Annotated in this window: 23 protein-coding genes and 1 tRNA gene; 9 read left to right on the forward strand and 15 right to left on the reverse strand. The window is 67.5% G+C overall.

Annotated elements, in window-relative coordinates:
• Window positions 1-131 precede the first annotated feature (131 nt).
• The 3 genes from T8K17_RS11060 to T8K17_RS11070 all read left to right on the forward strand — a co-directional run bounded on the left by T8K17_RS11060 (window position 132) and on the right by T8K17_RS11070 (window position 4,442).
• Window positions 132-2,150 carry a monovalent cation:proton antiporter-2 (CPA2) family protein gene (locus T8K17_RS11060; protein WP_322334565.1) on the forward strand — a complete coding sequence of 673 codons (2,019 nt, stop codon included), beginning with the start codon at window positions 132-134 and terminating at the stop codon, window positions 2,148-2,150.
• Window positions 2,151-2,219: 69 nt separating this feature from the next.
• The gene (locus T8K17_RS11065; RefSeq protein ID WP_322334566.1) at window positions 2,220-2,462 is read left to right on the forward strand and encodes a YdcH family protein; all 243 of its coding nucleotides are present in this window, start codon (window positions 2,220-2,222) and stop codon (window positions 2,460-2,462) included.
• 72 nt (window positions 2,463-2,534) lie between these two features.
• Window positions 2,535-4,442: an AsmA family protein gene (locus tag T8K17_RS11070; RefSeq protein ID WP_322334567.1), complete on the forward strand. Its 1,908-nt coding sequence runs from the start codon at window positions 2,535-2,537 to the stop codon at window positions 4,440-4,442.
• A gap of 15 nt (window positions 4,443-4,457) precedes the next feature.
• Here the strand turns inward: T8K17_RS11070 and T8K17_RS11075 are convergent, their stop codons facing one another.
• Complete coding sequence (locus T8K17_RS11075) at window positions 4,458-5,339, reverse strand: LysR substrate-binding domain-containing protein (RefSeq protein ID WP_322334568.1); 882 nt, start codon at window positions 5,337-5,339, stop codon at window positions 4,458-4,460.
• A 93-nt stretch (window positions 5,340-5,432) separates the two neighbouring features.
• Between T8K17_RS11075 and T8K17_RS11080 the strand changes: the two genes are divergently transcribed.
• Window positions 5,433-6,443 (forward strand): YeiH family protein, encoded by a 1,011-nt coding sequence (locus T8K17_RS11080; protein WP_322334569.1) that lies wholly within the window; start codon window positions 5,433-5,435, stop codon window positions 6,441-6,443.
• A 15-nt stretch (window positions 6,444-6,458) separates the two neighbouring features.
• Here T8K17_RS11080 and uvrB read toward each other — a convergent pair whose 3' ends face one another.
• The 3 genes from uvrB to T8K17_RS11095 all read right to left on the reverse strand — a co-directional run bounded on the left by uvrB (window position 6,459) and on the right by T8K17_RS11095 (window position 11,046).
• Window positions 6,459-8,696 (reverse strand): excinuclease ABC subunit UvrB, encoded by a 2,238-nt coding sequence (gene uvrB, locus T8K17_RS11085; protein WP_322334570.1) that lies wholly within the window; start codon window positions 8,694-8,696, stop codon window positions 6,459-6,461.
• Window positions 8,697-8,748: 52 nt separating this feature from the next.
• Window positions 8,749-10,167, reverse strand: a complete 1,419-nt coding sequence (locus T8K17_RS11090; protein ID WP_322334571.1) for an ATP-binding protein — start codon at window positions 10,165-10,167, stop codon at window positions 8,749-8,751.
• A gap of 126 nt (window positions 10,168-10,293) precedes the next feature.
• Complete coding sequence (locus T8K17_RS11095; RefSeq protein ID WP_322334572.1) at window positions 10,294-11,046, reverse strand: SDR family NAD(P)-dependent oxidoreductase; 753 nt, start codon at window positions 11,044-11,046, stop codon at window positions 10,294-10,296.
• A gap of 163 nt (window positions 11,047-11,209) precedes the next feature.
• Between T8K17_RS11095 and T8K17_RS11100 the strand changes: the two genes are divergently transcribed.
• Entirely contained in the window at window positions 11,210-12,397 is a 1,188-nt protein-coding gene (locus T8K17_RS11100; RefSeq protein WP_322334573.1) for an alanine--glyoxylate aminotransferase family protein, read from the forward strand.
• Window positions 12,398-12,485: 88 nt separating this feature from the next.
• Window positions 12,486-13,079, forward strand: coding sequence for a carbonic anhydrase (locus T8K17_RS11105; RefSeq protein WP_322334574.1), 594 nt, complete (start codon window positions 12,486-12,488; stop codon window positions 13,077-13,079).
• 6 nt (window positions 13,080-13,085) lie between these two features.
• Here T8K17_RS11105 and T8K17_RS11110 read toward each other — a convergent pair whose 3' ends face one another.
• The 5 genes from T8K17_RS11110 to T8K17_RS11130 form a co-directional block, all read right to left on the reverse strand.
• Window positions 13,086-14,480 (reverse strand): dipeptidase, encoded by a 1,395-nt coding sequence (locus tag T8K17_RS11110; protein ID WP_322334575.1) that lies wholly within the window; start codon window positions 14,478-14,480, stop codon window positions 13,086-13,088.
• Window positions 14,477-15,160 carry a phosphoribosylanthranilate isomerase gene (locus tag T8K17_RS11115; protein WP_322334576.1) on the reverse strand — a complete coding sequence of 228 codons (684 nt, stop codon included), beginning with the start codon at window positions 15,158-15,160 and terminating at the stop codon, window positions 14,477-14,479. Before T8K17_RS11115 ends, T8K17_RS11110 begins: the two co-directional genes overlap by 4 nt.
• Window positions 15,157-15,867 (reverse strand): orotidine-5'-phosphate decarboxylase, encoded by a 711-nt coding sequence (pyrF, locus tag T8K17_RS11120; protein WP_322334577.1) that lies wholly within the window; start codon window positions 15,865-15,867, stop codon window positions 15,157-15,159. The genes T8K17_RS11115 and pyrF overlap by 4 nt, the downstream gene beginning before the upstream one ends.
• Complete coding sequence (locus tag T8K17_RS11125) at window positions 15,867-16,235, reverse strand: LapA family protein (protein ID WP_322334578.1); 369 nt, start codon at window positions 16,233-16,235, stop codon at window positions 15,867-15,869. Before T8K17_RS11125 ends, pyrF begins: the two co-directional genes overlap by 1 nt.
• A gap of 198 nt (window positions 16,236-16,433) precedes the next feature.
• Window positions 16,434-17,051, reverse strand: coding sequence for an FMN-binding negative transcriptional regulator (locus T8K17_RS11130; protein WP_322334579.1), 618 nt, complete (start codon window positions 17,049-17,051; stop codon window positions 16,434-16,436).
• A gap of 89 nt (window positions 17,052-17,140) precedes the next feature.
• On the opposite strand from T8K17_RS11130, the gene T8K17_RS11135 reads away from it, so the two are divergent.
• The gene (locus T8K17_RS11135) at window positions 17,141-18,631 is read left to right on the forward strand and encodes a PLP-dependent aminotransferase family protein (RefSeq protein ID WP_322334580.1); all 1,491 of its coding nucleotides are present in this window, start codon (window positions 17,141-17,143) and stop codon (window positions 18,629-18,631) included.
• Window positions 18,632-18,712: 81 nt separating this feature from the next.
• On the opposite strand, the gene ihfB is transcribed toward T8K17_RS11135, so the two are convergent.
• The 4 genes from ihfB to aroA form a co-directional block, all read right to left on the reverse strand.
• On the reverse strand, window positions 18,713-18,994 hold the full coding sequence (ihfB, locus tag T8K17_RS11140) for an integration host factor subunit beta (protein ID WP_322334581.1): 282 nt from the start codon (window positions 18,992-18,994) through the stop codon (window positions 18,713-18,715).
• A gap of 222 nt (window positions 18,995-19,216) precedes the next feature.
• The gene (gene rpsA / locus T8K17_RS11145; protein ID WP_322334582.1) at window positions 19,217-20,920 is read right to left on the reverse strand and encodes a 30S ribosomal protein S1; all 1,704 of its coding nucleotides are present in this window, start codon (window positions 20,918-20,920) and stop codon (window positions 19,217-19,219) included.
• Window positions 20,921-21,162: 242 nt separating this feature from the next.
• Entirely contained in the window at window positions 21,163-21,789 is a 627-nt protein-coding gene (gene cmk / locus T8K17_RS11150; RefSeq protein WP_322334583.1) for a (d)CMP kinase, read from the reverse strand.
• Window positions 21,786-23,114 (reverse strand): 3-phosphoshikimate 1-carboxyvinyltransferase, encoded by a 1,329-nt coding sequence (aroA, locus tag T8K17_RS11155; protein WP_322334948.1) that lies wholly within the window; start codon window positions 23,112-23,114, stop codon window positions 21,786-21,788. The genes cmk and aroA overlap by 4 nt, the downstream gene beginning before the upstream one ends.
• Window positions 23,115-23,480: 366 nt before the next feature.
• Between aroA and T8K17_RS11160 the strand changes: the two genes are divergently transcribed.
• Window positions 23,481-23,909, forward strand: a complete 429-nt coding sequence (locus T8K17_RS11160) for a TIGR02300 family protein (RefSeq protein WP_322334584.1) — start codon at window positions 23,481-23,483, stop codon at window positions 23,907-23,909.
• Window positions 23,910-23,997: 88 nt separating this feature from the next.
• Window positions 23,998-24,073: transfer RNA gene (locus T8K17_RS11165), tRNA-Ala, on the forward strand.
• A 270-nt stretch (window positions 24,074-24,343) separates the two neighbouring features.
• On the opposite strand, the gene T8K17_RS11170 is transcribed toward T8K17_RS11165, so the two are convergent.
• Window positions 24,344-24,592, reverse strand: a complete 249-nt coding sequence (locus T8K17_RS11170) for a hypothetical protein (RefSeq protein ID WP_322334585.1) — start codon at window positions 24,590-24,592, stop codon at window positions 24,344-24,346.
• 4 nt (window positions 24,593-24,596) lie between these two features.
• Window positions 24,597-24,812 carry a hypothetical protein gene (locus T8K17_RS11175; protein ID WP_322334586.1) on the reverse strand — a complete coding sequence of 72 codons (216 nt, stop codon included), beginning with the start codon at window positions 24,810-24,812 and terminating at the stop codon, window positions 24,597-24,599.
• Between the last annotated feature and the right edge of the window lie 41 nt (window positions 24,813-24,853).

The raw sequence follows: 24,853 nt of genomic DNA on the forward strand, positions 1-24,853 counted from the left end.
GCGACGAAATTTCAATGATTGTATACGAAGAGATTTCATGGCTCCCGTAGCATCGCCCGCGCTGACTCTTTAGGATCGATTTGCCGGTTGGCGGGACCGGCGATTTGCCGAGACTGGTTGGAGAAAAATCGGTGGAAAGCCTGCTGGACGCATTCGACATCATGCAGTCGAGCGGCCACGGGAGCCCGATCGGCGATGCGTTGATCTTCCTGGCGGCGGCGGTTCTGTTCGCCCCCTTGCTGCGGCGGCTGAAATTCAGCCTGGTTCTCGGGTATCTCGCGGCCGGGGCCATGATCGGCCCGCATGGCCTGTCGATCATCGACGACGTCGCCGAAACCCGCGAACTGGCCGAAATCGGAGTCGTCTTCCTGCTCTTCACCATCGGGTTGGAACTGTCCTTCGCCCGCCTGAAGGTGATGCGCCGGCTGGTCTTCGGATTCGGTACCGCCCAAGTGGTGCTGACCGGCATTCTGGTCGCCGGGATCTCTCTGTATCTCGGGCAGACCTACGGCGCGGCGGTCACCATCGGTGCGGCCCTCGCCCTGTCCTCCACCGCCTTCGTCCTGCAATTGATGAACGAGCGCGGTGAACTGGCGACCCGTCACGGCCGCGCGGCATTCTCCGCCTTGCTGTTCCAGGACCTGGCGGTGGTCCCCATTGTCATCGTCGTCCCGCTCCTGGGCCGCGACCTGGACGGCCTGACGATCCTGCTGGAGCTGCTCAAGGTCACCGGCACGGCGATTCTCGCCCTGGCGATCATCGTCATCGCCGGACGCCAGCTCCTGCGGCCGCTCTACCATGTCATCGCCTCGGCCGGCGCGCCGGAACTGTTCACCGCGATGACGCTGCTGGTGGTGCTCGGCATCGGCTGGGCCACCCAGCAGGTTGGGCTATCCATGGCCCTGGGCGCCTTCCTCGCCGGCCTGCTGCTGTCGGAAAGCGAGTTCCGCCATCAGGTGGAGGCCGATATCGAGCCGTTCCGGGGGATCCTGCTCGGCCTGTTCTTCATGACCATCGGCATGTCCATCGACCTGGGCCTCGCCTTCCGTGAGATCGCAACGGTGCTCGGCTACCTGGGTGGGCTGATCCTGCTGAAGTTCGCCGTCGTGCTCGGGCTGGCGCTCGCCTTCAAGATGCCCATCGCGGTGAGCCTGCGCAGTGCGGCTCTGCTGGCCCAGGGAGGCGAGTTCGCCTTCGTCATCCTCGGCATCGCCGCCGCGTCTTCGGTTGTCTCCGATTTCGCCGTCGACCTGCTGTTCCTGGTGGTCGCCGTATCGATGGCGGTCACGCCGGTGGTGGTCTGGGCGGTGGGTAAGGTCGCCATCCTGCTGGAGAACAAAGAGAATTCCGAGCTCTCGGCCGATGTCAACCTGGGGCACGAGATGCACGATCACGTGGTCATCGCCGGCTTCGGCCGGGTCGGCCACACCATCGCCCGGCTGCTCGACGCCAAGATGGTCCCCTATGTGGCGGTGGATACCGACGCCCAGAACGTGCGCGACGGGCGCCGCGACGGCCACACCGTCTTCTATGGGGACGCCAGCCGGCCGGAGGTGCTGCACAAGCTCGGCGGCGAGCGCGCCCGGGCCGTGGTGCTGACCATGTCGACCGGCGGCCATGCGGTCGAGCGGACGGTTCAGCACCTCGCCGGCCGGCTGCCGGATCTGCCGATCTTCGCGCGCGCCCGCGATCCGCTCCATGCCCGCCGATTGGAGGAGCTGGGAGCGGCCGGCACCGTGGTCGAGACGATGGAGGCCAGCCTGCAGCTGGGCGGTGCCGTGCTGCGCCAGACGGGAACGCCCTGGGGCGACATCGAAGAACTGATCAGCAGCCTGAGAATGGTCGACGGCATCGGCCGGAAGATCGGCGAGCGCCCGGACGGCGAGGCCGGCCCCGTCGCCCCACCGGAGGACCCGGTCCTGGTGGCGGCCCTGTGGGCGGAGGAGGAAGAGGAGAAGGCCCGCAACCGGGACGGGGCCAAGTCAGACCAGCCGGCGCCGGCCGCCGGCCCGCGGGACGATGATGACCGCAACGCCACGTCCGAAGAGGACGAGGTCTTCGCCGAGCGCACCCGCTCCGACGCGGAGACGGTGCCGGCCCTTCCGTCGAAGCTGCAGGACGACGACACAGGTGGCCGCACGAGGGATTGATCTCGGTCAAGGATCTGCCCCTCTCCTCCTCCTAGCGTCATGTCATCACATCGCCAGGAGGAAACCCCCATGACCACCGACCTGCACCACGACATCGGCAGCGAGTTCCCGGAGCTGAAGGACAAGATCCATGTCCTGAAGACGGAGAACGCTCACTTCGCGAAGCTGTTCGACGCCTATCACGAGGTCGACCGGGAGGTCGCCCGCATCGAGGCCGAGGTGGAACCGGCCTCCGACGCCTATGCCGAGGAGTGCAAGAAAAAGCGTCTGGCGCTGAAGGATCAGATCTTCTCGATGCTCAAGGCCGGGTAGAGCCCTCCCGGGAACCCGCCGGCCCGCCATGCGTTCCCCAAGGCGATCTCACAAAACGGATACCTTGGGCGCATGCGCATCCTGTTCGGCATACTGGGTGGCCTGGTTGCCGTCGCTCTGATCGCGGTGGTCGCCGGCATGTGGTGGCTGACCACCGGCAGCGGCCGGGATTGGGCGGTCGGCCAGGTCAGCGAACGCGTCGGCCGCGACATCATCGTCGAGGACATGAGCGTCGACTGGGGCTGGCGGCCCGAGGTGGACGTGACCGGCCTCAAACTTGCCAATGCCGTCTGGGCGCGGGCCGACCACCTGCTGACGGCCGACCGGGTGGCCTTCAAGATCCACCCCTGGCCGTTGCTCCGCGGCGATATCGAGCTGGACTACCTCATCCTGCAGGGGCTGAAGGTCGATCTGGAACGCAACGCGGAGGGTGACGCGAACTGGAGCTTCGGGGAAAACCCGGCTTCCGCCGCCGCGGTCGAGGGCGTGTCCCCGGAGGACCGGGACGACGCGCCGCGGATCGGCCGCCTGGAGATCCGCGAGGGCACGCTCGCCTATCGCGATCCGGAACGCGGGATCGACGTTGAAGGCACGGTTTCGACGGGCAGCGGAGAAATGGACGCGCCCGAACCGCTGTCCCTCGGCTTGAAAGGGACGCTGCAGGACCAGCCGCTCAGCATCGACTTCGTCGGCGGCTCGATCCTGGAGCTGCGCGACGGCGACGACCCGTACCCGGTCGACCTGACGATCGCCGCCGGTAAGACCGATTTCACCCTGAAAGGTACCTTCGCCGACCCGATCGCCCTGGAGGGGGCGGACGTGGAGATCGATTTCAGCGGTCCGAACCTCGCCGATATTTTCCCGCTATTCGGTGTCCCCACGCCGCCGACCCCGCCCTACAAGCTCACCGGACGCGTGACCCGGGAGGGCAAGGTCTGGACGGTGGAGGGCCTGGACGGCCGGATCGGCGACAGCGACATCGCCGGCAGCGCGACCCTGGACTACGGCCCTGAGCGCCCGATGCTGACCGCCGATCTGGTCTCGCAGAAGCTCGATTTCGACGATCTCGGGCCCCTGGTGGGCGCCACGCCCGCCTATGGCGAGGGTGAGACCGCGTCGGAAGAGCAGGAACGGATCGGCCGCCAGCTCGTCGATCAGGGCAAGCTGTTCCCCGACATTCCCATCGCCGCCGGACGGCTGCGGCTGATGGACATGAAAGTGACCTTCAAGGCACCGAACGTGCTGTCGCGCACCGAACTGGCGGTGACCTCGCTGGAAGCCACGGTCACGCTGGAGAACGGCCGCGCCGTTGCCAAGCCGTTCAAGATGGGGGTTGCAGATGGCGTGGTGTCCGGCGAGTTGGCCCTGAACGCGCGGGACGAGGTCCCCTCGGCCGATGCGGACGTGACGTTCGACGACCTGGCCCTCGCCGCGTTCTTCAAGGACAGCAAATACTTCGAGACCATGGGCGGGACCCTGTCCGGAAGCCTGTACATCCTGGGCAGGGGAAACTCCCTGGCCGATATCATGGCCGCGGCCAACGGCGACGGGGTGATCGAGATCTCCAAGGGCGCCTTCAGCGGCCTGCTGATCGAGGCGGCTGGCGTCGATCTGGTCGAATCACTGATCCTCTTCATCGGCGACGACGCCCGCGTGCCGATCCGCTGCGGCGCCGGCCGGGCGGTGGTGAAGGACGGGGTGGCCCAGTTCGACCGCGTCGTGGTCGATACTGCCGACTCGGTTCTCTATGCCCGCGGCGGGGTCAATCTGCTGGACCAGACGGTGGATCTCTTCATCACCGCCGACGCCAAGGATTTCAGCCTGATCGACATGGAAGCCCCGGTCCGGGTGAGGGGCCCCCTGGGCGATCCCGAGACCAGCATCTCGCCGGACAAGCCGGACATCCCGTTCTTCGAGATGGGCGAGGCCGAGGACGTGGATTGCGGGGCGCTTCGCCAGCAGGTGATGAAGGGCGACTGACGCCCCGCCGGCCGTTCAGGCCGGTTCCCGGCAGATCCGCTCGAATTCCAGCGCCGCCGCCGACAGCCGCCGCTCCTTGTGGCGGAGCAGGGTGAACTGCCGCGGCGCCAGGGGAATATCCAGAACCACCAGCTCGCCGGCGGCGATGAACGGCGATACCACCAGCTTCGACAGGGCCGCGGCACAGGAGCTGCCGCGCACCGCACCCAGGACCGCCTCGTTGGTCGGCAGGGTGGCGGCGGTCGGCAGGGTGGCGCAGTCGATGCCATGGCGGTCCAGCGCCGCCTCGAACTCCGCCCGCGTGCCCGATCCCCGCTCGCGCATGACCCAGGTCAGGTGATGGAGCGTTTCCAGCGTGGTCCGCGCGGCGATCGCGGCGGCCCGTTGCGCCATCACGATGACCAACTCGTCCGCCAGGAACGGCTGTGCCGCCAGCGCCGGCTCGTCCACCGTTCCCTCGATGAATCCCAGCTCGGCCCGGCCAGAGATCACCGCCTGCACGACATTGGCGGTGTTGCCGTCCCGGAATCCCAGGGTGATGCCGGGATGGCGCTCGCAGAAGCGCATCAGCCGGTTCGGCAGCCAGTAATTGGCGATGGTCTGGCTCGCTTCGATGTCCAGATGCCCGGTCCGTAATCCGCCCAACTCGCTCAGCAGCCCCTTGGCCTCGTTGACGGCGGCGAGGGTGTGGCGGGCCTCCTCCAGAAACACCCGTCCGGCGCGCGTCAGCTCGATGCGGCGGCCCACCCGGTCGAACAGGTGGACATCGTAGGTGGTCTCCAGCGTCTTGATCGCCGCACTGGCGGCCGAGGGGGTCAGGCCGAGGGATTCCGCGCCCCGGCTCAAATGTTCGCGCTCGGCGACGGCGATGAAGATGGCGAGCTGTTCGAGGGTCAATCGTTCGATCCAATTGAATGAAACATCTTATATTATTCGATGTTTATGGATTAGAGGAATGCCTAGTTTCCACCTCCCAATCAGGAGGATGGAATGCGCACACCCCGATTCATGGCGGAGATTCTTCCCGGGCTCATGCTCTCGGGGGCCATCGGGTTTCTGGCATACGGGTTCGAGCAGGCCGAGCACCAGATCTTCGGCCACGTCTATCTGGACGGACTCGTCGTCGCCATCCTGGCCGGGACGCTGGTTCACACGTTCTTCGGCCTGCCCGACAGGTTCCGGCCGGGGGTGTCATTCTCCGCCAAGATCGTCCTGGAGGTCGCCATCGTCCTGCTGGGCGGGACGATCAGTGCCGCCGCCATCGCCTCCTCCGGTCTGCCGCTGATCGCCACCACCGTGGCGGTGGTGACGGTGACGCTGGTCGCGAGCTACCTGATCGGCCGGTCGCTCGGCCTGGACGACAAGCTGGCGACCCTGGTGTCGTGCGGGAATTCGATCTGCGGCAACTCCGCCATTATGGCGGCGGCGCCGGCGATCGACGCCCGCTCGGAGGATGTGGCCGCCTCGATCGGCTTCACCGCCGTGCTTGGCATCGCGGTGGTCCTGCTGCTGCCGCTTGCTGCGCTGGCCCTGGGGCTGGACGACTGGCACTACGGCGTGGTTGCGGGGCTCAGTGTCTATGCGGTGCCGCAGGTCCTGGCGGCGACCGCGCCCGTCAGCGCGGTGAGCGCACAGATCGGCACGCTGGTGAAGCTGGTGCGGGTGCTGATGCTGGGGCCGGTCGTGCTGGCCGCCGGGCTGCGCTACGGCCGGCGGGGCGGGGGACGGCTGCCCCTGTCGGTTCTCGTGCCGTGGTTCATCCTCGGCTTCATCGCCCTGATGCTGTGCCGGTCCTTCGGCCTGCTGCCCGATGCGGCGGCCGGTCCGATGCAGGCCGCCTCGGCCAACCTGACGCTGGTGGCGATGGCCGCACTCGGCCTGTCGGTGAACCTCCGCTCGGTGCTGGCCTCGGGCGGGCGGGTGCTGGCGGCCGGGGTGCTGTCGATCCTGCTGCTGGTCACGCTGGCGATCCTGTCCACCAGACTTCTGCCGCTGCTCTGAAACAGCGACCGGGCTTCAGCGGCCGCGCCGCTTCCGGGCCTTGCCCTTGCTGCCGCTGCCCTTCTCGGGTGGGCGGCCGCTGGGCGGTTGGATGGCGACCTTCAGGCGCACCACGCCGCCTCTCGGCAGCGGCTTGCCGTCGGTGGTGACGCCCAGTTCGGCCGCTTCCAGGCGCTTCAGCTCGTCGCGGATGCGGGCCGCCTCCTCGAATTCCAGATCGGCGGCGGCCGCCTTCATCCGGACTTCCAGCTCCTCGATGATCTGGCGGATCGGCTTGTCGACCAGTTCGCCCTCGCCGCTTCCGGTATCCACCGAGACGTGGTCGCCGCGCTCGTAGACGCTCTGCAGGATGTCGCCGATGTTCTTCTTCACGCTCTCCGGCGTGATGCCGTGGGCGGTGTTGTATTCCATCTGGCGCTGGCGGCGGCGCTCGGTCTCGCCCAGCGCGTATTCCAGGCTGTCGGTGATCCGGTCGGCATAGAGCAGCACCCGGCCCTCGACGTTTCGCGCCGCGCGGCCGATGGTCTGCACCAGCGAGGTCTTGGAGCGCAGATAGCCTTCCTTGTCGGCGTCGAGGATGCAGACCAGGGCGCATTCGGGAATGTCCAGGCCCTCGCGTAGCAGGTTGATGCCGATCAGCACGTCAAACACGCCGAGCCGCAGGTCGCGGATGATCTCGATGCGCTCCAGCGTGTCCACGTCGGAGTGGATGTAGCGGACCTTGATTCCGGCCTCGTTCATGTACTCGGTCAGCGCCTCGGCCATCTTCTTGGTGAGGACGGTGATCAGCACCCGGTGGCCGCGGGCGGCGGCGTCCTGGCATTCGGCGATGCAGTCGTCCACCTGGCTCTTGGTCGGCCGGATCTCGCAGACCGGGTCGATCAGGCCGGTCGGCCGGACGAGCTGCTCGGTGAACACGCCGCCGGTCCGCTCCAGCTCCCAGGGGCCGGGGGTGGCCGAGACGAACACCGTCTGCGGCCGCATGTCCTCCCACTCCTCGAACTTGAGCGGGCGGTTGTCCATGCAGGACGGCAGGCGGAAGCCGTATTCCGACAGGGTGTACTTGCGGGCGTAGTCGCCCTTGAACATGCCGCCGATCTGCGGAACCGTCACATGGCTCTCGTCGACGATCAGCAGGGCGTTCTCCGGCAGGTATTCGAACAGGGTCGGCGGCGGTTCGCCCGGATTGCGGCCCGAGAGATAGCGCGAGTAGTTCTCGATCCCGGCGCAGGATCCGGTCGCCTCGATCATCTCCATGTCGAAGGTGGTGCGCTGCTCCAGCCGCTGCGCCTCCAGCAGCTTGCCGGCGAGGTTCAGTTCGTTCAGCCGGACCTTCAGCTCTTCCTTGATGAGGCGGACCGCCTGCTGCAACGTCGGCTTCGGGGTGACATAGTGCGAGTTGGCGAAGACCCGGATCTGGTCGAGGCTGGAGGTCTTCTCGCCGGTCAGCGGGTCGAATTCCTGGATCGCCTCCAGCTCGTCGCCGAACAGGGACAGGCGCCAGGCGCGGTCCTCCAAGTGGGCCGGAAAGATCTCCAGGCTGTCGCCGCGCACCCGGAAGGTGCCGCGGTGGAAGCTGGCGTCGTTGCGCTTGTACTGCAGCTCCACCAGCCGGCGCATGGTCGCCGTCCGGTCGACCCGCTCGCCGACCTTCAGCTTCAGGATCATGTTGCCGTAGGTCTCGACCGCGCCGATACCGTAGATGCAGGACACCGAGGCGACGATGATGACGTCCTCGCGTTCCAGCAGGGCGCGGGTGGCGGAGTGGCGCATCCGGTCGATCTGCTCGTTCACCGAGGATTCCTTCTCCACGAAGGTGTCGGTGCGCGGCACATAGGCTTCCGGCTGGTAGTAGTCGTAATACGAGACGAAATACTCCACCGCATTATGCGGGAAGAAGCTCTTCATCTCGCCATAGAGCTGGGCGGCGAGCGTCTTGTTCGGCGCCAGGATCAGGGCGGGCCGCTTCACCTCCTGGATGACGTGGGCCATGGTGAAGGTCTTGCCCGACCCGGTCACGCCGAGCAGCACCTGATCCAGTTCGTTCGCGTGGATCCCCTTGATCAGTTCCTGAATCGCCTGGGGCTGGTCGCCGGCCGGCTGGAACTCGGACACGACCTGGAACGGGACGCTCGCATCCTGGGCGGCGACGTCGGCCTTGATCTCGGCGGTGATCGCCCGGTTGGTGGCGTTCACCTCCTGCCGCAGGCCGCGGAGATGCTCAAGCTGGGCTTCGATGAGGTCTGTGCTCATGCTGAGAACATAAGGTCGGGGGTACGAAAAGGGAACAGCTTTGAGGTGTGCCCTAAATCGGCAGCCGAATTACCGCCCGCAGGCCGCCGAGCGGCGAGTCCTCCAGGGTCAGGTCGCCGCCGTGGCTGCGCACGATGTCGCGGCTGATGGTGAGGCCGAGGCCGGTGCCGCCGGTCTCCAGATTGCGCGAGGGCTCCAGACGCTTGAACGGCTGGAACGCTTCCTCCCGGCGGTCCTCCGGGATGCCGGTGCCGTCGTCGTCGACAGTGATCTCGATCATATCGCCGGTCCGCACCACCGCCACGTTCACGCGGGTTCCATATCGCGCCGCGTTCTGGACCAGATTCGCCACCGCCCGGCGCAGGGCGTCGGGGCGGGCCGGCAGCACCGCCTGGCCGTCGTCGGGCTGCTCGTAGACGATGCGGGTGCCGCCGCGGCGTTCGTTGGCGATGAGGTCGTTCACCAGGGTGCCGATGTCGATCTCCACCGGCACCTCGGCCCCTTCGCCCCGGGCGAAGGCGAGGTAGCCCTCCACCATGCGCTCCATCTCGTTCACGTCGGCCTTGAGTTCGGCGGTGTCGTCGTTATCGCCGAGCATGGCCAGTTCGAGCTTCATCCGGGTCAGCGGCGTGCGCAGGTCGTGGCTGACTCCGGCGAGCATCTCGGTGCGCTGGGAAAGCTGGCGGTTGATGCGGTCGCGCATCTGCAGGAAGGCGGCCGAGGCCTGGCGTACCTCCGTCGCGCCTTCCGGTTTGAACCCGGTCACCTCGCGGCCGAGGCCGAAAGCGCGTGCGGCGATGGCGAGCCGGCGGATCGGCCGGATCTGGTTGCGCATGAACACAATGGCGATGGCGAACAGCACCAGCGACGAGCCGAACATCCAGAGCAGGAAGACGTAGGTGGTCGAGGTGAAGAGCCGCTTCTTGTGGGCGAGGACCTGCAGCACGCCGGAGGGAAGCTGCACCAGGATCTCGATCCGGCGGTCGATGGTTTCGGTGTTCATGATGTAGGGGCGATGGACCTTGGTCTCCATCGCGTCCTTCATCGCCTCCTGCGTCTGGTCGAAGACCGAATAGATCGGCTGGTTCGGCAGGATGCCCTCGGGCTGCCAGCGCAGCTCGATGTCGAAATGCCGGCTCGCCCGCTCGGACAGCTCGGCCACCCAGTCCTGGCTGACCGGCGGGCGGAGCTCCTCGATCAGGAAGGCGATGTCGCCCGCCAGGCTGTGCACCAGGCGCCGGGTCATGATCTCCCAGTGCCGTTCGTAGAAGACGTAGGCCGAGATCAGCTGCATCAGCACGACGGGCGTGACGATGATCAGCAGGGCGCGGCCGAACAGGGTCTTGGGCAGGTACCGCTTCAGCCGCTTCTTCGCCGGGCCCGGCATATCCGCCACGCGCGGCCGGCTGAGCGACGCTTCGTCGGTACGCGCGCCGGCGAGGGAAGGACCGTCTCGGGTGATCTCCGCCATGGGACAGATGCTCCGGGCCTGGGCGTTGTCACTCGGCACGACAATAGCAGGTCTGCACCGGTGTCGCGCCCCCGACGGGTGCGGCCGATCGCCGGCCCGGAGTCCGGTCCCTGGCGGCCCAGCCGATCAGCCGTAGTTCTGGCCGCCGTCCACCGCGATCGTCTGCCCGGTCACCCAGTTGGCCGCGTCGGAGACCAGGAAGGCCGCGACACGCGCGATCTCCTCCGGGGTGCCCATCCGGCCGAATGGGATCTTGTCGCGGGTGGCGAAGTACTTGTCCGGATCGTTGTAACGGCGCCATTCCCAGCTTCCGCCGGGAAACTCGATGGAGCCCGGCGCGATGCAGTTCACCCGGATGCGCTGCGGCGCGTAGCGGACCGCATGGGACTGGGTGAGCTGGATCACCGCCGCCTTCACCGCCCCGTAGGGGATGGAGCCGCTGGGACCGATGCCGGAAATGGACGAGATGTTCAGCACGCTGCCGCCGGTCTTCTCCAGATGCGGGGCCGCGGCCCAGGTGGCGCGCACCACCCCCATCAGATCGACGTCGATGCCCTTCTTCCAGCCCTCCTCGTCGTCGGTGGCGCCGAAGCCGGACGGGTTGTTGACCAGCGCGAACAGACCGCCCAGGGCGTCGGTCGCGGTCTGCACATAGGCGGCCAGCGCCTCGGCGTCCCCGACATCGCAGATCGCGCCGTGGACGTTCTCCGCCGGCGCATCGCCGCCGAGCTCGGCCAGGGCGGCATCCAGCGACTCCTGGGTGCGGCCGCAGATCGAGACCTTGGCCCCTTCCGCCAGGCAGGCCTTGGCGATGGCCAGGCCGATGCCCCGCGTGCCGCCGGTCACGATCACGCCCTTGCCCGAAAGTCCGAGATCCATCTTCGTCTCCTGAATTGATGAGCGCTGACTTTAGGCGTGCTGCGGTGCAGCGCCAAGACACCGACGGCACCGCGTCGGGGGTCGGGAGCCGAAAAGAGCCGGTCTTGCCGAAACGCGCCGCCCCTGCTTCGATAGCGTTCCCACCGCTTTCCGAGATCCGATCATGACCGAGACCCGCTCTGCCGACCAAGGCACACCTGCCGGGGTGGCGCTGCCTTATCGACTGCGCCTGCCGGGGCCGACCGCCGTGCCGGAACGGGTGCTCAAGGCCGCCGGCCGGCCGATGGTCGCCCATCGCGGTCCCGAGTTCCTCGACCGGTTCCAGGCCATCCAGCGCCGGCTGCAACCGATCCTCGGACGCAGCGGCGTGCCGCCCTTCCTGTTCGCCTCCACCGGCATCGGCGCCATGGAATCCGCCATGGTCAACGTCGCCGGTCCGGGCGCGAAGATCCTGATCACCACCAACGGCCAATGGGGCCCGGTGTTCCGGCGTCTCGCCGAGGCGATCGGGGCCGAGGTGGACGAGGTGGTTTCCGACAGGGGCGCGCCGATCGATCTGGACGGCGTGCGCCAGGCGCTGAAGGACAAGCGCTACGACGCGGTGTTCACGGTCCACAGCGAGAGCTCCACCGGCGCGCTGACCGATCTGAAGGCGCTGGGGTCGATCGTCGGCGAGACCGATGCGGTGCTGGCCTGCGACAGCGTCAGCGGATTGGGCGGCGCGGAGATGCGGGCGGACGAGTGGGGCGTGGACGTTGTCGTCTCGGCCTCGCAGAAGGCGCTGATGTGCCCACCGGGCCTCGGCATCGCCAGCATCAGCGAGAAGGCCTGGGATCTCATCAACCGGGACGACCGCGGCCCGCGCAGCTATTTCGACTACCGCCGCTTCCGCCCCATGGCCGAGAAGGGGGAGCCGACCTATACCGCCCCTATAGCCATGCTGAACGCCCTGGACGAGGCGCTGACGATGATCGGCGAGGAGGGGATCGAGGCGGCCATCGCCCGTCACCTCCGTCTGAACGCGGCGCTCACCGCCGGGCTGGAGGCGCTCGGCTTCTCGGTTTTCCCGACCGGCACGCCGAGCCCGACCCTGGTGGTGGCGAAGACACCCGAAGGTCTGTCGGCGCCGGCGCTGATCGACCGGCTCGCCGACGGCTACAACGCCGTCATCGCCGGGACCCGGTTCGAGGATCTGAAGGACCGGCTGGTGCGCATCGGCACCATGGGATACGTCACCGACGGCGATATCCTGACCGACATCCACCAGATCTCCCAGGCGATGACCGATCTCGGCCGCAATGCCGACGAGGGTGGGGCGCTGGCGGCCGCCGCTGCCCGTCTGTCCGACTGACCCGGCGGCGTCGGATGTCTCGCCGGACGTGAACTTTTCGGTGCCGGCGTGATATAGGCACCGAAACGAGTCACCGTACGGGTTACCGATGGACGCATTCGAAAAGATCCTGGACCGCAACCGCCAGTGGGCGGATCGCATCAAGGCGGCCAATCCGGACTATTTCGCCAAGCTCTCGCTTCAGCAGGCGCCGGACATCCTGTGGATCGGCTGCGCCGACAGCCGCGTGCCGGCGAATCAGATCCTGGATCTGCCGCCGGGCGAAGTCTTCGTCCACCGCAACATCGCCAACGTGGTGGTCCCCTCCGACCTGAACTGCCTGTCCGTCCTGCAGTTCGCCGTCGAGGTTCTGGGCGTGAGCCACATCCTGGTCTGCGGCCATTACGGCTGCGGCGGCGTGCGTGCGGCGATGGCCGATACCGACAACGGCCTGATCGACAACTGGCTGAACCACATCCGTCTGGTTCATCGGCTGCACGCCCGCGACCTGCCCGAGGACATGCTCCAGGAAGAGGCGCTGGACCGGCTCTGCGAGCTGAACGTGATCGAGCAGGTGGACAACGTCTGTCGCACGACCATCGTCCGCAAGGCGTGGGAGCAGGGCAGCAAGCTGCAGGTCCACGGCGTGGTCTACAGCCTGAAGGACGGCGTCCTCAACGAACTTTGCCTGCGGGATTCCTGAGGCGCTTTACAGCGCCGCGATCCGGGCGAGCACTGCGGCGTTCGAGCGGATGCCGTTGTGGAAGCAGACCAGCTCGAACTTCTCGTTGGGGGAGTGCACCCGGTCGTCGGCCAGCCCGAAGCCGAGCAGGATCGACTCGATCCCCAGGTACCGCTTGATCGAGCCGACCGCCGGGATCGAGCCGCCGGAGCCGATCAGGTGGGCGTCGCGCTCGAACACGTCCTTCAGTCCGGCCTGGGCCGCCTGGAGATACGGGGAGTCGGTCGGCACCCGGATCGCCGGCGCCTCGCCGAGTTCCACGAACGAAGCTGTGTATTCTTCCGGCAGGCGGTCGGTGATGAACTTCTTCAGGTTATCCAGCACCGCGCGCGGATTTTGGTCCGGGACCAGGCGGCAGGAGATCTTCACCATGGCTTCGCGGGCGATCACGGTCTTCGCCCCGTCGCCCACATAGCCGCCGAGAATACCGTTCACGTCGCAGGTCGGCCGGCCCCACTGGCGTTCCAGCGCGCCGATCCCGGCTTCGCCGCCGGCGGTCTTCAGCCCCACCTCGCCGAGGAATTCCGCCTCGTCGAAGCCCAGCGCGTCCCACTGGGCGCGCTCGTTCTCCCCGACCGGGATGACGTCGTCGTAGAAATGCGGGATCTGGATGCGGCCCTTCTCGTCGTGCAGCTCGCCGACGATCCGGCCGATCAGGTTCAACGGGTTGATCATGGTGCCGCCGAACAGGCCCGAATGCAGGTCGCGGTCCGGCCCCTTGATCGTCGCCTGCAGATAGGCGAGGCCGCGCAGGCTGTAGGTGATCGCCGGCTGGCTGACATCCCACATGCCGGTGTCGCAGACGATGCAGGCATCGGCCTTCAGCTCGTCGGCATTGGCCGCGATGAAGGCGTCGAGCGACGGGCTGCCGGTCTCCTCCTCGCCCTCGAGCAGGACGGTGATCCGGCAGGGCAGGGTGCCGTGCACGGCGATCCAGGCGCGAAACGCTTCGATCCAGGTCATGACCTGGCCCTTGTCGTCCACCGCCCCGCGAGCGACGATCCGCTTGCCGCGCTCCGCATCGACCAGAACCGGCTCGAACGGGCCGGAGTCCCAGAGCTCCAGCGGGTCGGCGGGCTGCACATCGTAATGGCCGTAGTACAGGATATGCGGCGCGTCACCGCCCGGCCCGGCATGGTGGGCGACCACCATGGGATGGCCCTTGGTCTCGCGCACGGAGGCGTCGAAGTCGAGCTCGGCCAGGGTGTCGGCCATCCACTGGGCGCCGCGCTTCACCTCGCCGGCGAAGGCCGGGTCGGTCGAGACGCTGGGGATGCGCAGGATGTCGAACAGCCGCTCGACCGACGCGTCCAGGTTGGCATCCACATGCTCCAGAACCTTGGCGGTCGGCAGGGCGGTCATTGTGCGGTCTCCAGATGGGATTGCTTGGCCGCGGCCAGGAAGGCGCGGATCCTTTCGGGGCTCTTCACGCCGGGCTTGTCCTCGACGCCGGAGGAGGTGTCGACCCCCGGCGCGCCGGTCAGCCGGATCGCCTCGGCGACGTTGTCGGCGGTCAGGCCGCCGGACAGCATCCAGGGAATGTCGAACCGGAGGCCGTCCAGCAGGCTCCAGTCGAAGGTCAGGCCGTTGCCGCCGGGCAGGGCGCCCTTCATGTCCTTCGGCGCCTTGGCGTCGAACAGCAAATGGTCGGCGACGTCCACAAAGGCGTCCGCCTCCAGCATATCCTCCCGGGTGGCGATCCGCAGGGCCTTCATCACCGGCAGGCCCGTCCGGGCCTTCAGTTCGGCCACCCGCGCCGGATCCTCCCGGCCGTGGACCTGCAGCATGTCGATGACGCCGGTCGCGGTGATGGCGTCGATCTCCGCGTCGGTCGCGTCGACGACAATGGCGACCCGCGTGACGCCGGTCACATCCTCGCCCAGGGCCTGGGCCAGATCTGGGGTCACGGCGCGGCGGCTGCGCGGATAGAACATGAAGCCGATCATGTCGGCCCCCGCGTCCACCGCCGCATCCACGACGGTGAGCGTGTTCAACCCGCAGATCTTCACCAGCGGCGCGGTTTTTTTCGGGGGTCTGGTCACAGCAGGCTCTCGGCGATCGTTCTGGCGGCGGCGGCGGGATCGGCGGCCTGGGTAATCGGTCGGCCGATAACGATGTAGTCCGCCCCGGCGGCGACGGCGTCGGCCGGGGTCATTTTGCGCTTCTGGTCGTCCTCGGCGGCATCGGCCGGGCGAATGCCCGGAACCACCAGGACGAAGTCGCCGCCGCAGGCCGCATGGAGCGAGGCGATCTCGTGCGGCGAGCAGACCACGCCGTCGCAGCCGGCCTCTCGGGCCAGCAGGGCGAGGCGCTTGACCTGGTCGCCGGAGGGGGTGGCCTGACCGACCGCGGCGAGGTCGCTGTCGTCGATGCTGGTCAGCACGGTCACGGCGATCAGCAGCGGCGGCGCGATCCCGATCTTCTCCGCCGCTTCCCTGTTGGCGGCGACCGCGGCCCGCATCATCGCCGGTCCGCCCGAGGCGTGGACGTTGATGATTTTCGGCCGGCACGTCGTGACGGCGGAGCGCACCGCGCCGGCCACCGTGTTCGGGATGTCGTGATATTTGAGATCGAGGAACAGCGGTGTCTCGCCCGCGATCTCCCTCACGCCGCCCGGGCCGTTGGCGTTGTGGAACTCCATGCCAAGCTTGATGCCCCCCACATGCTCGCGCACCTTGGAGGCGAGCGTCCGGGCCGTCGCCATGTCCGGGGTATCGATGGCGACCAGTATTCTTTCGTGGGGCTGCATCAGCTTGCTCGTTTATCGACCAGTGCAGGGCGCTTCGGGGAAGCCGGTACCTGCGCCCGGATCTCCTCTTCGCGGATGCGCATCACCGCCAGTTCGCGCTCCAGGTCCTCTGCGCGCTTCTCTGCGCGGTTCGCCCGCATCTTGTGGCCGAGTTCTCCCGTCCAGGCAATCACCGCGCCCAGGATGAAGCCGGCGACGACCGCCAGCAGGAAGATCAGCGACAGCGGCGCGTCCAGCGCTCCCGGCAGCGGCCAGAGCTCCATCGACACCGGCTTCCAGTTCGACACGGCGAACAGCACCACCACGATGGTGATGGGAAGTTTGATGCAGAAGGAGATCAGGGCAGTTGCCCAGTTGCGATGCCCCATGGCGAACCTCGACGGTTACGGTGGCCACAATCTAGCGATGCGGCGTCGTTTGGACAACGCTACAGGGCACTGTGGGTTTCGAAACCGGGCGGGCGGCGCACGGGGGAGGTCCCGAAACGAGTTCGGGATGACACTGGTCATGACACTGTCGTCATCCCGAACTCGTTTCGGGACCTCATCTCCCACAGGCGCAGGCCGTCACCCCTCCATGATCTCCGCGACAGCGACATTCCCCGCATCGCCGCGGCCGCGCAGGCCGGCGGCCGCGGCGCCGATATCCTCCGGCTTCTTGTTCTGGGCCATCTTCGACTTGGCTTCCAGCCGTTCCACCGGAAGCTCGAAGGCCAGCACGCCCTTGATCATCCGGGCCATCAGCCCGTCGCGCATCTTGTGGTGGGTCCAGGGCTTCTTCGGCGCCAGCGGAGCCTCGTGCTCGGCCGACAGGTCGGCCAGAAGATCGGTCGTATGCTCCGCCTCCGTCACCGCCTTCAGCCGGCCGGAGGCATGAACGGCAATGTAGTTCCAGGTCGGCACCTGGTCCGCGCTGGCGTACCAGTCGGGGGAGATATAGGCGTGCGGGCCGGTGAAGACGGCGGTGGCCGCCGCCCCCGACTCGATCAGCGCGACGATCGGATTGGCCCGGGCGACATGGCCGCGGATCGCCAGCTCGTCGCCGCGCGACTCCACCATCAGCGGCAGGTGGGTGATCTCGATGCCATCCCCCGCATGGGCGATCAGCACGGCGAACGCGTTCTCGCGCATGACCGCGAGGATGGCGTCGCGGTCCTCGAGGCGGAAGGCGGGAGGGATGTACATGGCGCGGCTCCGTACCGTTGGTCGGGTTGTCTACCGCTCTTTTGGTCGTATGATATGCACCAAAGTCCGTTTCGATATGGGTCCAAGAGATGGCCGATGCCTTGCCCGTCTGGGGTGTTTTCCAGCCCGACCGGGGCGATCCGACGCCGCTGCAGGAGCAGATCGCCGGGTTCTTCCGGCGCTCGATCGCCGAGGGACGGCTGCCGCCGGGCGCCCGGCTGCCGTCGAGCCGCCAGCTTGCCGACCAGCTCGTGGTCGCCCGCAACACGGTCAGCCTCGCCTATGAGCGGCTGACCGCGGAGGGCTACGTGGTTGGCCGGCGCGGCGGCGGCACGCGGGTGGCGCACGACCTGCCCGATCTGAAGCCGCAGGTTCCGGCCCAGCCGGCCCCGGCCGTGCCGCAGGCGCCGGTGCGGCTGTCGCAGGCGGCGCAGAAGATGATGGCCGAGCGGGTCGGGATCGGCGCGGTCGACGGTCCGCTGCAGCCGGGACGCCCGGGCCTGGACGCCTTCCCGGGGCGGGTCTGGGCGCGGCTGGCGGGGCGGTTCTGGCGCGAGACGCCGGCTACCGCCTTCGGCTATGGCGATCCGGCCGGGTTCATCGACCTGCGCCTCGCGATCTCGCGCTATCTCGGCGCCTTCCGCGGGCTGATCGTCGATCCGGACGCGCTGATCGTGACCTCCGGCGCCCAGCAGGCCATCGACCTGATCTCCCGCGCCCTGCTCGACCCGGACGATACTGCGGTGATCGAGGAACCCTGCTATCCCGGCCTGCGCGGCCCGATGGTGGCCACCGGCGCGCGGCTGGTGACGGTGCCGGTGGATGCCGACGGGCTCGACGTCGCCCGCGCTCGAGCGGCCGCTCCGGACGCCCGTCTGGTCACGGTCACCCCGACCCACCAGTTCCCGCTCGGCGTCACCCTGTCCCTGTCGCGCCGCCGCGCGCTGGTCGATTGGGCGATGGGTGATCTCGCGACCGGCGGCGGACCGTTCGTCTTGGAGGACGACTACGACGGGGAGTTCCGCTACGCCGGCAAGCCGGTGCCGCCGCTGAAGGCGCTCGATGGCGCCGACCGCGTGCTCTATGTCGGCACCGTGTCGAAGGCCCTGGCGCCCTCCCTGCGGATCGGCTTCATCGCCGCCCCGCAGCGCCTGGTCGATCCGCTGGTGCGGCTGCGCGGACATTTCGACCGGCAGCCGGCCCTGGACACCCAGGCGGTGCTGGCCCGGTTCCTGGACGAAGGGCACATGGCCGGCCACCTGCGCCGGATGCGGACCCTCTATCGCGAGCGCCGCGACGCCCTGGCCGACGCGCTGGAGGCGGTGCTGGACAGCCGCTTCACCGTGGAGCGGCCGGAAACCGGGATCAATCTGGTGGTGTCGCTGGAGGGCGGGCCGCAGGACCGGGTCGTCTGCGAGAAGGCGATGGCGCTCGGCGTGCGGCCGGCGCCGATCTCCGCGTATTTCCGCGATCCGACACGGCGCAACGGCCTGCTGGTCGGCTTCGCCTCGCTGCCACGGGCGCGCGCCCGCTGGGCGGCCGGATGCGTGAAGGCGGCCATCGACGCCACCGCACGATAGGCGGCCTGGCCGGGCATGGTCCGGGGGACGGCTTCGGAGGAGTGTCGGAAGAAAAATCCCGGATCGGATCCGGGAGCAGGGTCAGTCGGTATTCAGCTTCTCGCGGAGCAGTTTGCCGGTCTTGAAGAACGGCACCGCCTTGCTGTCCACCTTCACGGATTCGCCGGTGCGGGGGTTGCGCCCCACCCGGGCCTCGCGCTGTTTGACGGAGAAGGCGCCGAAACCGCGCAATTCGACCCGGTCGCCCCGGGCCAGCGCTTCGGCAATCTCCTCGAACACCGTGGAGACGATCCGTTCGATGTCGCGCTGGAAGAGATGCGGGTTCGCCTCAGCCAGGCGCGCAATCAGTTCGGACTTGGTCATGATTCCGAGCCTCCGCGAGGTCAAATCGCGAAGCGGCTGGCACGTACCAAGTCGGCGCACCCTTCCGCCCCATCGAAAATGTGCCAGTGCTACCGGGTAGCGTCAAGTCTAAGTATCTCTAATAGAACCATTTTCGCCTACTCATATTGAGTGGGGCAAAAAAACAGGGCCGCCCGCGATGCGGACGGCCCCAATTTGATACGTTTTCGAACGGAAGCGGGCTTATTCGTCGCCCTTTGCCGCCTCTTCGCGCTGCTTGAGCGCCGCACCCAGGATGTCGCCCAGGCTGGCACCGCTATCGGACGAACCGAATTCCTGCATCGCCTTCTTCTCCTCCTCGACCTCACGGGCCTTGATGGAGAGGGTCAGCTTGCGGGTCTTGTTGTCGATGTTGGTGACCTTGGCGTCGACCTTCTCGTCCACGGCGAAACGCTCGGGGCGCTGCTCGGAACGATCACGCGACAGCTCGGCCTTCCGGATAAACCCGGTCATGCCTTCGCCGACGCTGACTTCGATGCCGCCATCGGTGATCTGGGTTACCGTGCAGGTCACGACCGCGCCCTTGCGGACGCCGGCGGAACCGGCTTCGAACGGATCGGTGGTCAGCTGCTTGATGCCGAGCGAGATGCGCTCCTTCTCGACGTCGACGTCCAGGACCTTGGCGCGAACCATGTCGCCCTTCTTGTAGGTCTGGATCGCCTCTTCGCCCGGGGTGTCCCAGTCGATGTCGGAGAGGTGCACCATGCCGTCGATCTCGCCAGGCAGGCCGATGAACAGGCCGAACTCGGTGATGTTCTTGACCTCGCCCTCGAGCTCGGTGCCCGCCGGGTACTTCTCGACGAAGTCTTCCCACGGGTTGCCCAGGCACTGCTTGAGGCCAAGCGAGATGCGGCGCTTGTTCGGATCGACGTCCAGGATCATCACCTCGACCTCCTGGGAGGTGGAGACGATCTTGCCCGGATGGACGTTCTTCTTGGTCCAGCTCATCTCGGAGACGTGGACCAGGCCCTCGATCCCCGGCTGCAGCTCCACGAAGGCGCCGTAGTCGGTGATGTTGGTGACGCGACCGGTGAACTTCGTGCCGACCGGGTAGCGCAGCTCCACGCCTTCCCACGGATCCGCCTCGAGCTGCTTCATGCCGAGGGAGATACGCTGGGTTTCCGGGTTGAAGCGGATCACCTGGACCTTCACGGTCTGGCCGATCTGCAGGGCCTCGGTCGGGTGGTTGATGCGGCGCCACGCGATGTCGGTGACGTGCAGCAGGCCGTCGACGCCGCCCAGGTCAACGAACGCACCGTAGTCGGTGATGTTCTTGACCACGCCCTGGAGGACCATGCCCTCCTTGAGCGAAGCGACCAGCTCGCTGCGGGCTTCGGCGCGGCTCTCTTCGAGAACGGCACGGCGCGAAACCACGATGTTGCCGCGGCGGCGATCCATCTTGAGGATCTGGAACGGCTGCGGGGTGCCCATGAGCGGACCGATGTCGCGCACCGGACGGATGTCCACCTGGGAGCCCGGCAGGAACGCCACGGCGCCCGACAGGTCGACGGTGAAGCCGCCCTTGACGCGCGAGAAGATCACGCCGGTGACCCGCTCGTTGTCGTTGAACGCCCGCTCCAGCGCGGCCCAGGCCTCTTCGCGGCGAGCCTTGTCGCGGCTCAGCATCGCTTCGCCGTTGCGGTCCTCGAGGCGCTCGACATAGACCTCGACTTCGTCGCCCGGCTTCAGCTCGGCCTTCTGGCCCGGGGCGGCAAATTCCTTAAGCGCGACGCGGCCCTCGGACTTGAGGCCGACATCGATCAGTGCGTAGTCGTTCTCCACCTCGACGACGATGCCTTTGACGACACTGCCTTCGATCGAGGTGACCTGGCCGAACGACTCCTCCAGCATGGATTCGAATTCGTCGGCGTAAGCGGCTTCAGCCATTAGTTCTCCTCAGAAACACGTATACGGACCATGGCCCAACGGGTCGGGCGTCATGTCCGGTTAGCGGCGGCTTGCGATGTCTGGATCGAATCTTCATCTGCGGCCATATCGGCCGTCGGGAAGATCATGTGCCCGATCCTTCGCGGGCGGCCCGACTCTCCTGTGTCGGGCATCGACCGAATTCCGCGGCCGCCGGGTTGGTTGACATATGCCGGTCCTCCCTCCTGGAGGCGACCGGCGCCTTACTTCGTTCCTGCCGCCTCGATAACGGCGAGCGCACGCTTCAAAACGTCCGACGGCGAGAGATCCGAGGTATCGATCTCGACGGCATCGTCGGCCTTGCGCATCGGAGCATCGGCTCGACCCGCATCACGTGCGTCCCGCGCCTCAATATCGGCGAGAACGCGCGCATATATACTGGCCTCGCCCCGCTCTAGCAACTCCTGATGTCTGCGGGTCGCCCGCACGGCCGCCGAGGCGGTCACGAACAGCTTCACCTCGGCCTCGGGCACGACGACCGTCCCGACGTCCCGTCCGTCAAGCACCGCGCCCGGCGGGCGGTGGGCGAAATCGCGCTGGAAATCCAGCAGGGCGGCCCGCACGGCGGGGATCGCGGCGACCTTGGAGGAGGCGGAGCCGACCTCGGCCGAGCGCAGGTCGGGGCTGTCCAGGATCGCGGTGTCGAGCGACCGGGCGGCCCGCTCGGCCGCGGCCGGGTCCTCCGGATCGCCGCCGGCCCGCAGGACCGCCAGGGCGGTGGCGCGGTACAGCGCGCCGGTGTCCAGGTGCGGGTAGCCCAGATGGGCGGCCAGCGCCTTGGACAGGGTGCCCTTGCCGGCCCCGGCCGGACCGTCGATGGCGACGATCATGCCCCGGTCCCGATCGCGGCCCCGGCGCCGTTCATCAGATCCTTGAAGCCGGGGAAGGAGGTGGCGATGGCGGCCTCGTCGTCGATGGCGACAGCCTCGCCGGAGACCATGCCGAGAACCAGGAAGGCCATGGCGATGCGGTGGTCGAGATCGACCGCGATGGTCGCCCCGCCCGCCACGCCGTTGCTCGCGCCGTGCACGGTGAGGTCGTCGCCGTCCACCTCCACCCGGGCGCCGCAGGCGGTCAGGCCGGTGGCGGTGGCGGCGAGCCGGTCGCTCTCCTTCACCCGCAGCTCGTCCAGGCCGCGCATGATCGTGGTGCCCTCGGCATGGGCGGCGGCGACGGCCAGGATCGGGTACTCGTCGATCATCGACGGCGCCCGCTCGGCCGGCACGTCGATCCCCTTCAGGAGGGAATGGCGCACGACCAGGTCGGCCACCGGCTCGCCGGCCTCGATCCGCTTGTTGGTCAGCTCGATATCGGCGCCCATCTCCAGCAGCGTCTCGAACAGGCCGAAGCGCAGCGGGTTGGTGCCCACCCCCGGCAGCAGCAGCTCGGAGCCCTCGACCAGCAGGGCGGCGACGGCGGGGAAGGCGGCGGATGAGGGGTCGGCGGGTACGATCACCGGCCGGCCGGTCAGCTCCGGTTCGCCCACCACGGTGATGCGGCGGCCCTCGGCGGTGTCCTCCACCCGGACCTCGGCGCCGAAATGGCGCAGCATGGTCTCGGTGTGGTCGCGGGTCCATTTCGGCTCGATCACGGTGGTCTCGCCCGGCGCGGCCAGACCGGCCAGCAGGATCGCCGACTTCACCTGGGCGGAGGCGACCGGCAGGGTGTAGGTGATCGGGGTCAGCGTTTCCGGACCGGTGACCGCCAGCGGCGGCCGGCCGCCGTCGCGCGAGACGATCTTCACCCCCATCTGGGCCAGCGGCGCACCGACCCGGCCCATGGGCCGGCGGCGCAGGGAGCCGTCGCCGGTGAAGAAGGTGGTGATCGGCTGGCCCGCCGCCGTGCCCATCAGCAGGCGCATGCCGGTCCCGGCATTGCCGCAGTCGATGACGTCCGCCGGTTCGTCCAGGCCGCCGACCCCGCGTCCGACCACGCGCCAGCTTCCCGGACCGAGATGCTCGACGGTGGCGCCGAACGCCCGCATGGCGGCGGCGGTGGCCAGGACGTCCTCGCCTTCCAGCAGCCCTTCGATGGTGGTCTCGCCGACCGCCAGGCCGCCGAGAATCAGCGAGCGGTGCGAGATCGACTTGTCGCCGGGAATGCGCAGAGTCCCCGTCAGCGGACGGGCACGCGACGAGATCAGCGGCTGCGGCATGGGACGGGTCTCCGGCGGGCAGTTGAAGCGGAACGGTTCGGTCCGGGCGGTCATATCATGCCCGTTTGTCTGCCGCGAGCCGTGCCGGTCGCGTCTAGATCACGGACGCGTCGCGCGGCCGACACGATATAAATATCATCCGGCCCGGCCGTGCGGGGTGCACAGGCCGGCGGTTATGCATTAAACGGGGGACGGTCTCGGCATTACTTACGATCCCGAGACGCATTTTTCCGGCTGCGGGATGGCATATTTGGAGCGACCCGGCGAGGGGTCGGCAAATTTGCCTTTGACATGGTTTGGCTATCGTGGATATTCCCGCGCCACACCGTAAAGGTAGGTTTCTGATGAAGCGACGCGGAGTTGACCGTGGCGAAGCCTGAATGGGGAATCAAGCGGGTCTGTCAGTCCTGCGGCGCTCGGTACTATGACCTTGAGCGTCTGCCGATCGTCTGTCCGGCCTGCGATACGCCATACGATCCGGAAGCGGTTCTGAAGAGCCGTCGGACCCGTGCCCTTCCGCCTGAAGAGAAGCCGAAGAAGCGTCCCGTGGACGACGAGGCGGAGGATCAGGAGACGGAGGACGACGAGGACATCGAAGAAGAGGAGGAGGAAGACCTTCTCGACGACGATGTGCCCGTCGATGACGAGGACGAGGAAGAAAGCGACGTCGTGAAGAAGCGTACCGTCGTCGATCCGCTCGCGGCCGATGACGACGATGACGACGAGCTCCTCCCGGACGATGACGAGGACGACGAGCTGCCGCTCGACGACGACGAGGACGACGAAACTAAATGATTTTTTGTGCCGCTAACCTCTTGATCTTCGTAAAACGAGGGGATAGATAAGCGGCCTCCGGCGGCACCCAGAGCCGCCTGCGAGACACGGGGCCATAGCTCAGCTGGGAGAGCGCTACAATGGCATTGTAGAGGTCAGGAGTTCGATCCTCCTTGGCTCCACCACTTCCAAGACGTTGAATACAAAGCAAAAGGGCCGCTGTTGGGCGGCCCTTTTCTTGTGCGTCATACAGGCGATCGGGGCATTAACCGGGCGTTAAAGCGGGCCCTTCGCCTTGGCCTTGGCGCTGTCCCAGATACGCCTAACCTCGTCTTCCGGCATTCCGCGGCCGGGCCACATAGCCTCGCTGAGCCAAGAGAGGGCTCTAGGCCCATTCCATGTGCCGTCCGGGTTGGCCGCTGCCTCTTCGAGCGCCCTTGCCTTCCTTGGGTCGCTCACGGCAGCTTTCCTTTCCTCAGTGGCAGGGTCTCCTCCAGCACCTTCGTAGGAACGCCGGCCTTGGCGTTGGCCATGCGGATCTGCCGGATGATGCTCTCCTCGTTCTCGCCCCAGAACACCTCGTCCAGGACGCCCTGGGTGCCGATCTGTAACGGGGAATTGTAGATCGCTTGCCGCAACGATGGCGGCAGCTCGTCCAGGGCCTCCATCTCGGCGGACGCCAGGACCTTCCTGGCTCCGGCCACTCCGTTACCGCTGGCCACAAGCCGCCCCCATCGCATCGTTCAGGTCGTTCAACCCCACGGCCGTCGCCGGCGTGTCCTGCCGGGACGGCCAGAGCACGTAGCTCCGCCACGTCAGGCACCCCGCGTCGCCGCTAGTCGCGGTACCGAAGCACCCGGTCAGGATCAGCGCGAGCCCGATCAACGGCATCGTGCGCTGCGCTCTGTCGATCAGCCGTTTCATCCGCGTCCTCCGCTCTCTGCCGATCCGCTCCTGCCTTGAGG

Origin of the sequence: Thalassobaculum sp. OXR-137, assembly GCF_034377285.1 — a bacterium.
Taxonomy (GTDB): Bacteria; Pseudomonadota; Alphaproteobacteria; order Thalassobaculales; family Thalassobaculaceae; genus Thalassobaculum.

What these genes read in the sequence shown, in the direction of transcription:
- T8K17_RS11065 (WP_322334566.1), top strand. Translation starts at nt 2,220, where the DNA reads ATGACCACCGACCTGCACCACGACATCGGCAGCGAGTTCCCGGAGCTG.
- T8K17_RS11070 (WP_322334567.1), top strand. Translation starts at nt 2,535, where the DNA reads ATGCGCATCCTGTTCGGCATACTGGGTGGCCTGGTTGCCGTCGCTCTG.
- T8K17_RS11080 (WP_322334569.1), top strand. Translation starts at nt 5,433, where the DNA reads ATGCGCACACCCCGATTCATGGCGGAGATTCTTCCCGGGCTCATGCTC.
- uvrB (WP_322334570.1), bottom strand. Translation starts at nt 8,696, where the DNA reads ATGAGCACAGACCTCATCGAAGCCCAGCTTGAGCATCTCCGCGGCCTG.
- T8K17_RS11090 (WP_322334571.1), bottom strand. Translation starts at nt 10,167, where the DNA reads ATGGCGGAGATCACCCGAGACGGTCCTTCCCTCGCCGGCGCGCGTACC.
- T8K17_RS11095 (WP_322334572.1), bottom strand. Translation starts at nt 11,046, where the DNA reads ATGGATCTCGGACTTTCGGGCAAGGGCGTGATCGTGACCGGCGGCACG.
- T8K17_RS11100 (WP_322334573.1), top strand. Translation starts at nt 11,210, where the DNA reads ATGACCGAGACCCGCTCTGCCGACCAAGGCACACCTGCCGGGGTGGCG.
- T8K17_RS11105 (WP_322334574.1), top strand. Translation starts at nt 12,486, where the DNA reads ATGGACGCATTCGAAAAGATCCTGGACCGCAACCGCCAGTGGGCGGAT.
- T8K17_RS11110 (WP_322334575.1), bottom strand. Translation starts at nt 14,480, where the DNA reads ATGACCGCCCTGCCGACCGCCAAGGTTCTGGAGCATGTGGATGCCAAC.
- pyrF (WP_322334577.1), bottom strand. Translation starts at nt 15,867, where the DNA reads ATGCAGCCCCACGAAAGAATACTGGTCGCCATCGATACCCCGGACATG.
- T8K17_RS11125 (WP_322334578.1), bottom strand. Translation starts at nt 16,235, where the DNA reads ATGGGGCATCGCAACTGGGCAACTGCCCTGATCTCCTTCTGCATCAAA.
- T8K17_RS11130 (WP_322334579.1), bottom strand. Translation starts at nt 17,051, where the DNA reads ATGTACATCCCTCCCGCCTTCCGCCTCGAGGACCGCGACGCCATCCTC.
- T8K17_RS11135 (WP_322334580.1), top strand. Translation starts at nt 17,141, where the DNA reads ATGGCCGATGCCTTGCCCGTCTGGGGTGTTTTCCAGCCCGACCGGGGC.
- ihfB (WP_322334581.1), bottom strand. Translation starts at nt 18,994, where the DNA reads ATGACCAAGTCCGAACTGATTGCGCGCCTGGCTGAGGCGAACCCGCAT.
- rpsA (WP_322334582.1), bottom strand. Translation starts at nt 20,920, where the DNA reads ATGGCTGAAGCCGCTTACGCCGACGAATTCGAATCCATGCTGGAGGAG.
- cmk (WP_322334583.1), bottom strand. Translation starts at nt 21,789, where the DNA reads ATGATCGTCGCCATCGACGGTCCGGCCGGGGCCGGCAAGGGCACCCTG.
- aroA (WP_322334948.1), bottom strand. Translation starts at nt 23,114, where the DNA reads ATGCCGCAGCCGCTGATCTCGTCGCGTGCCCGTCCGCTGACGGGGACT.
- T8K17_RS11175 (WP_322334586.1), bottom strand. Translation starts at nt 24,812, where the DNA reads ATGAAACGGCTGATCGACAGAGCGCAGCGCACGATGCCGTTGATCGGG.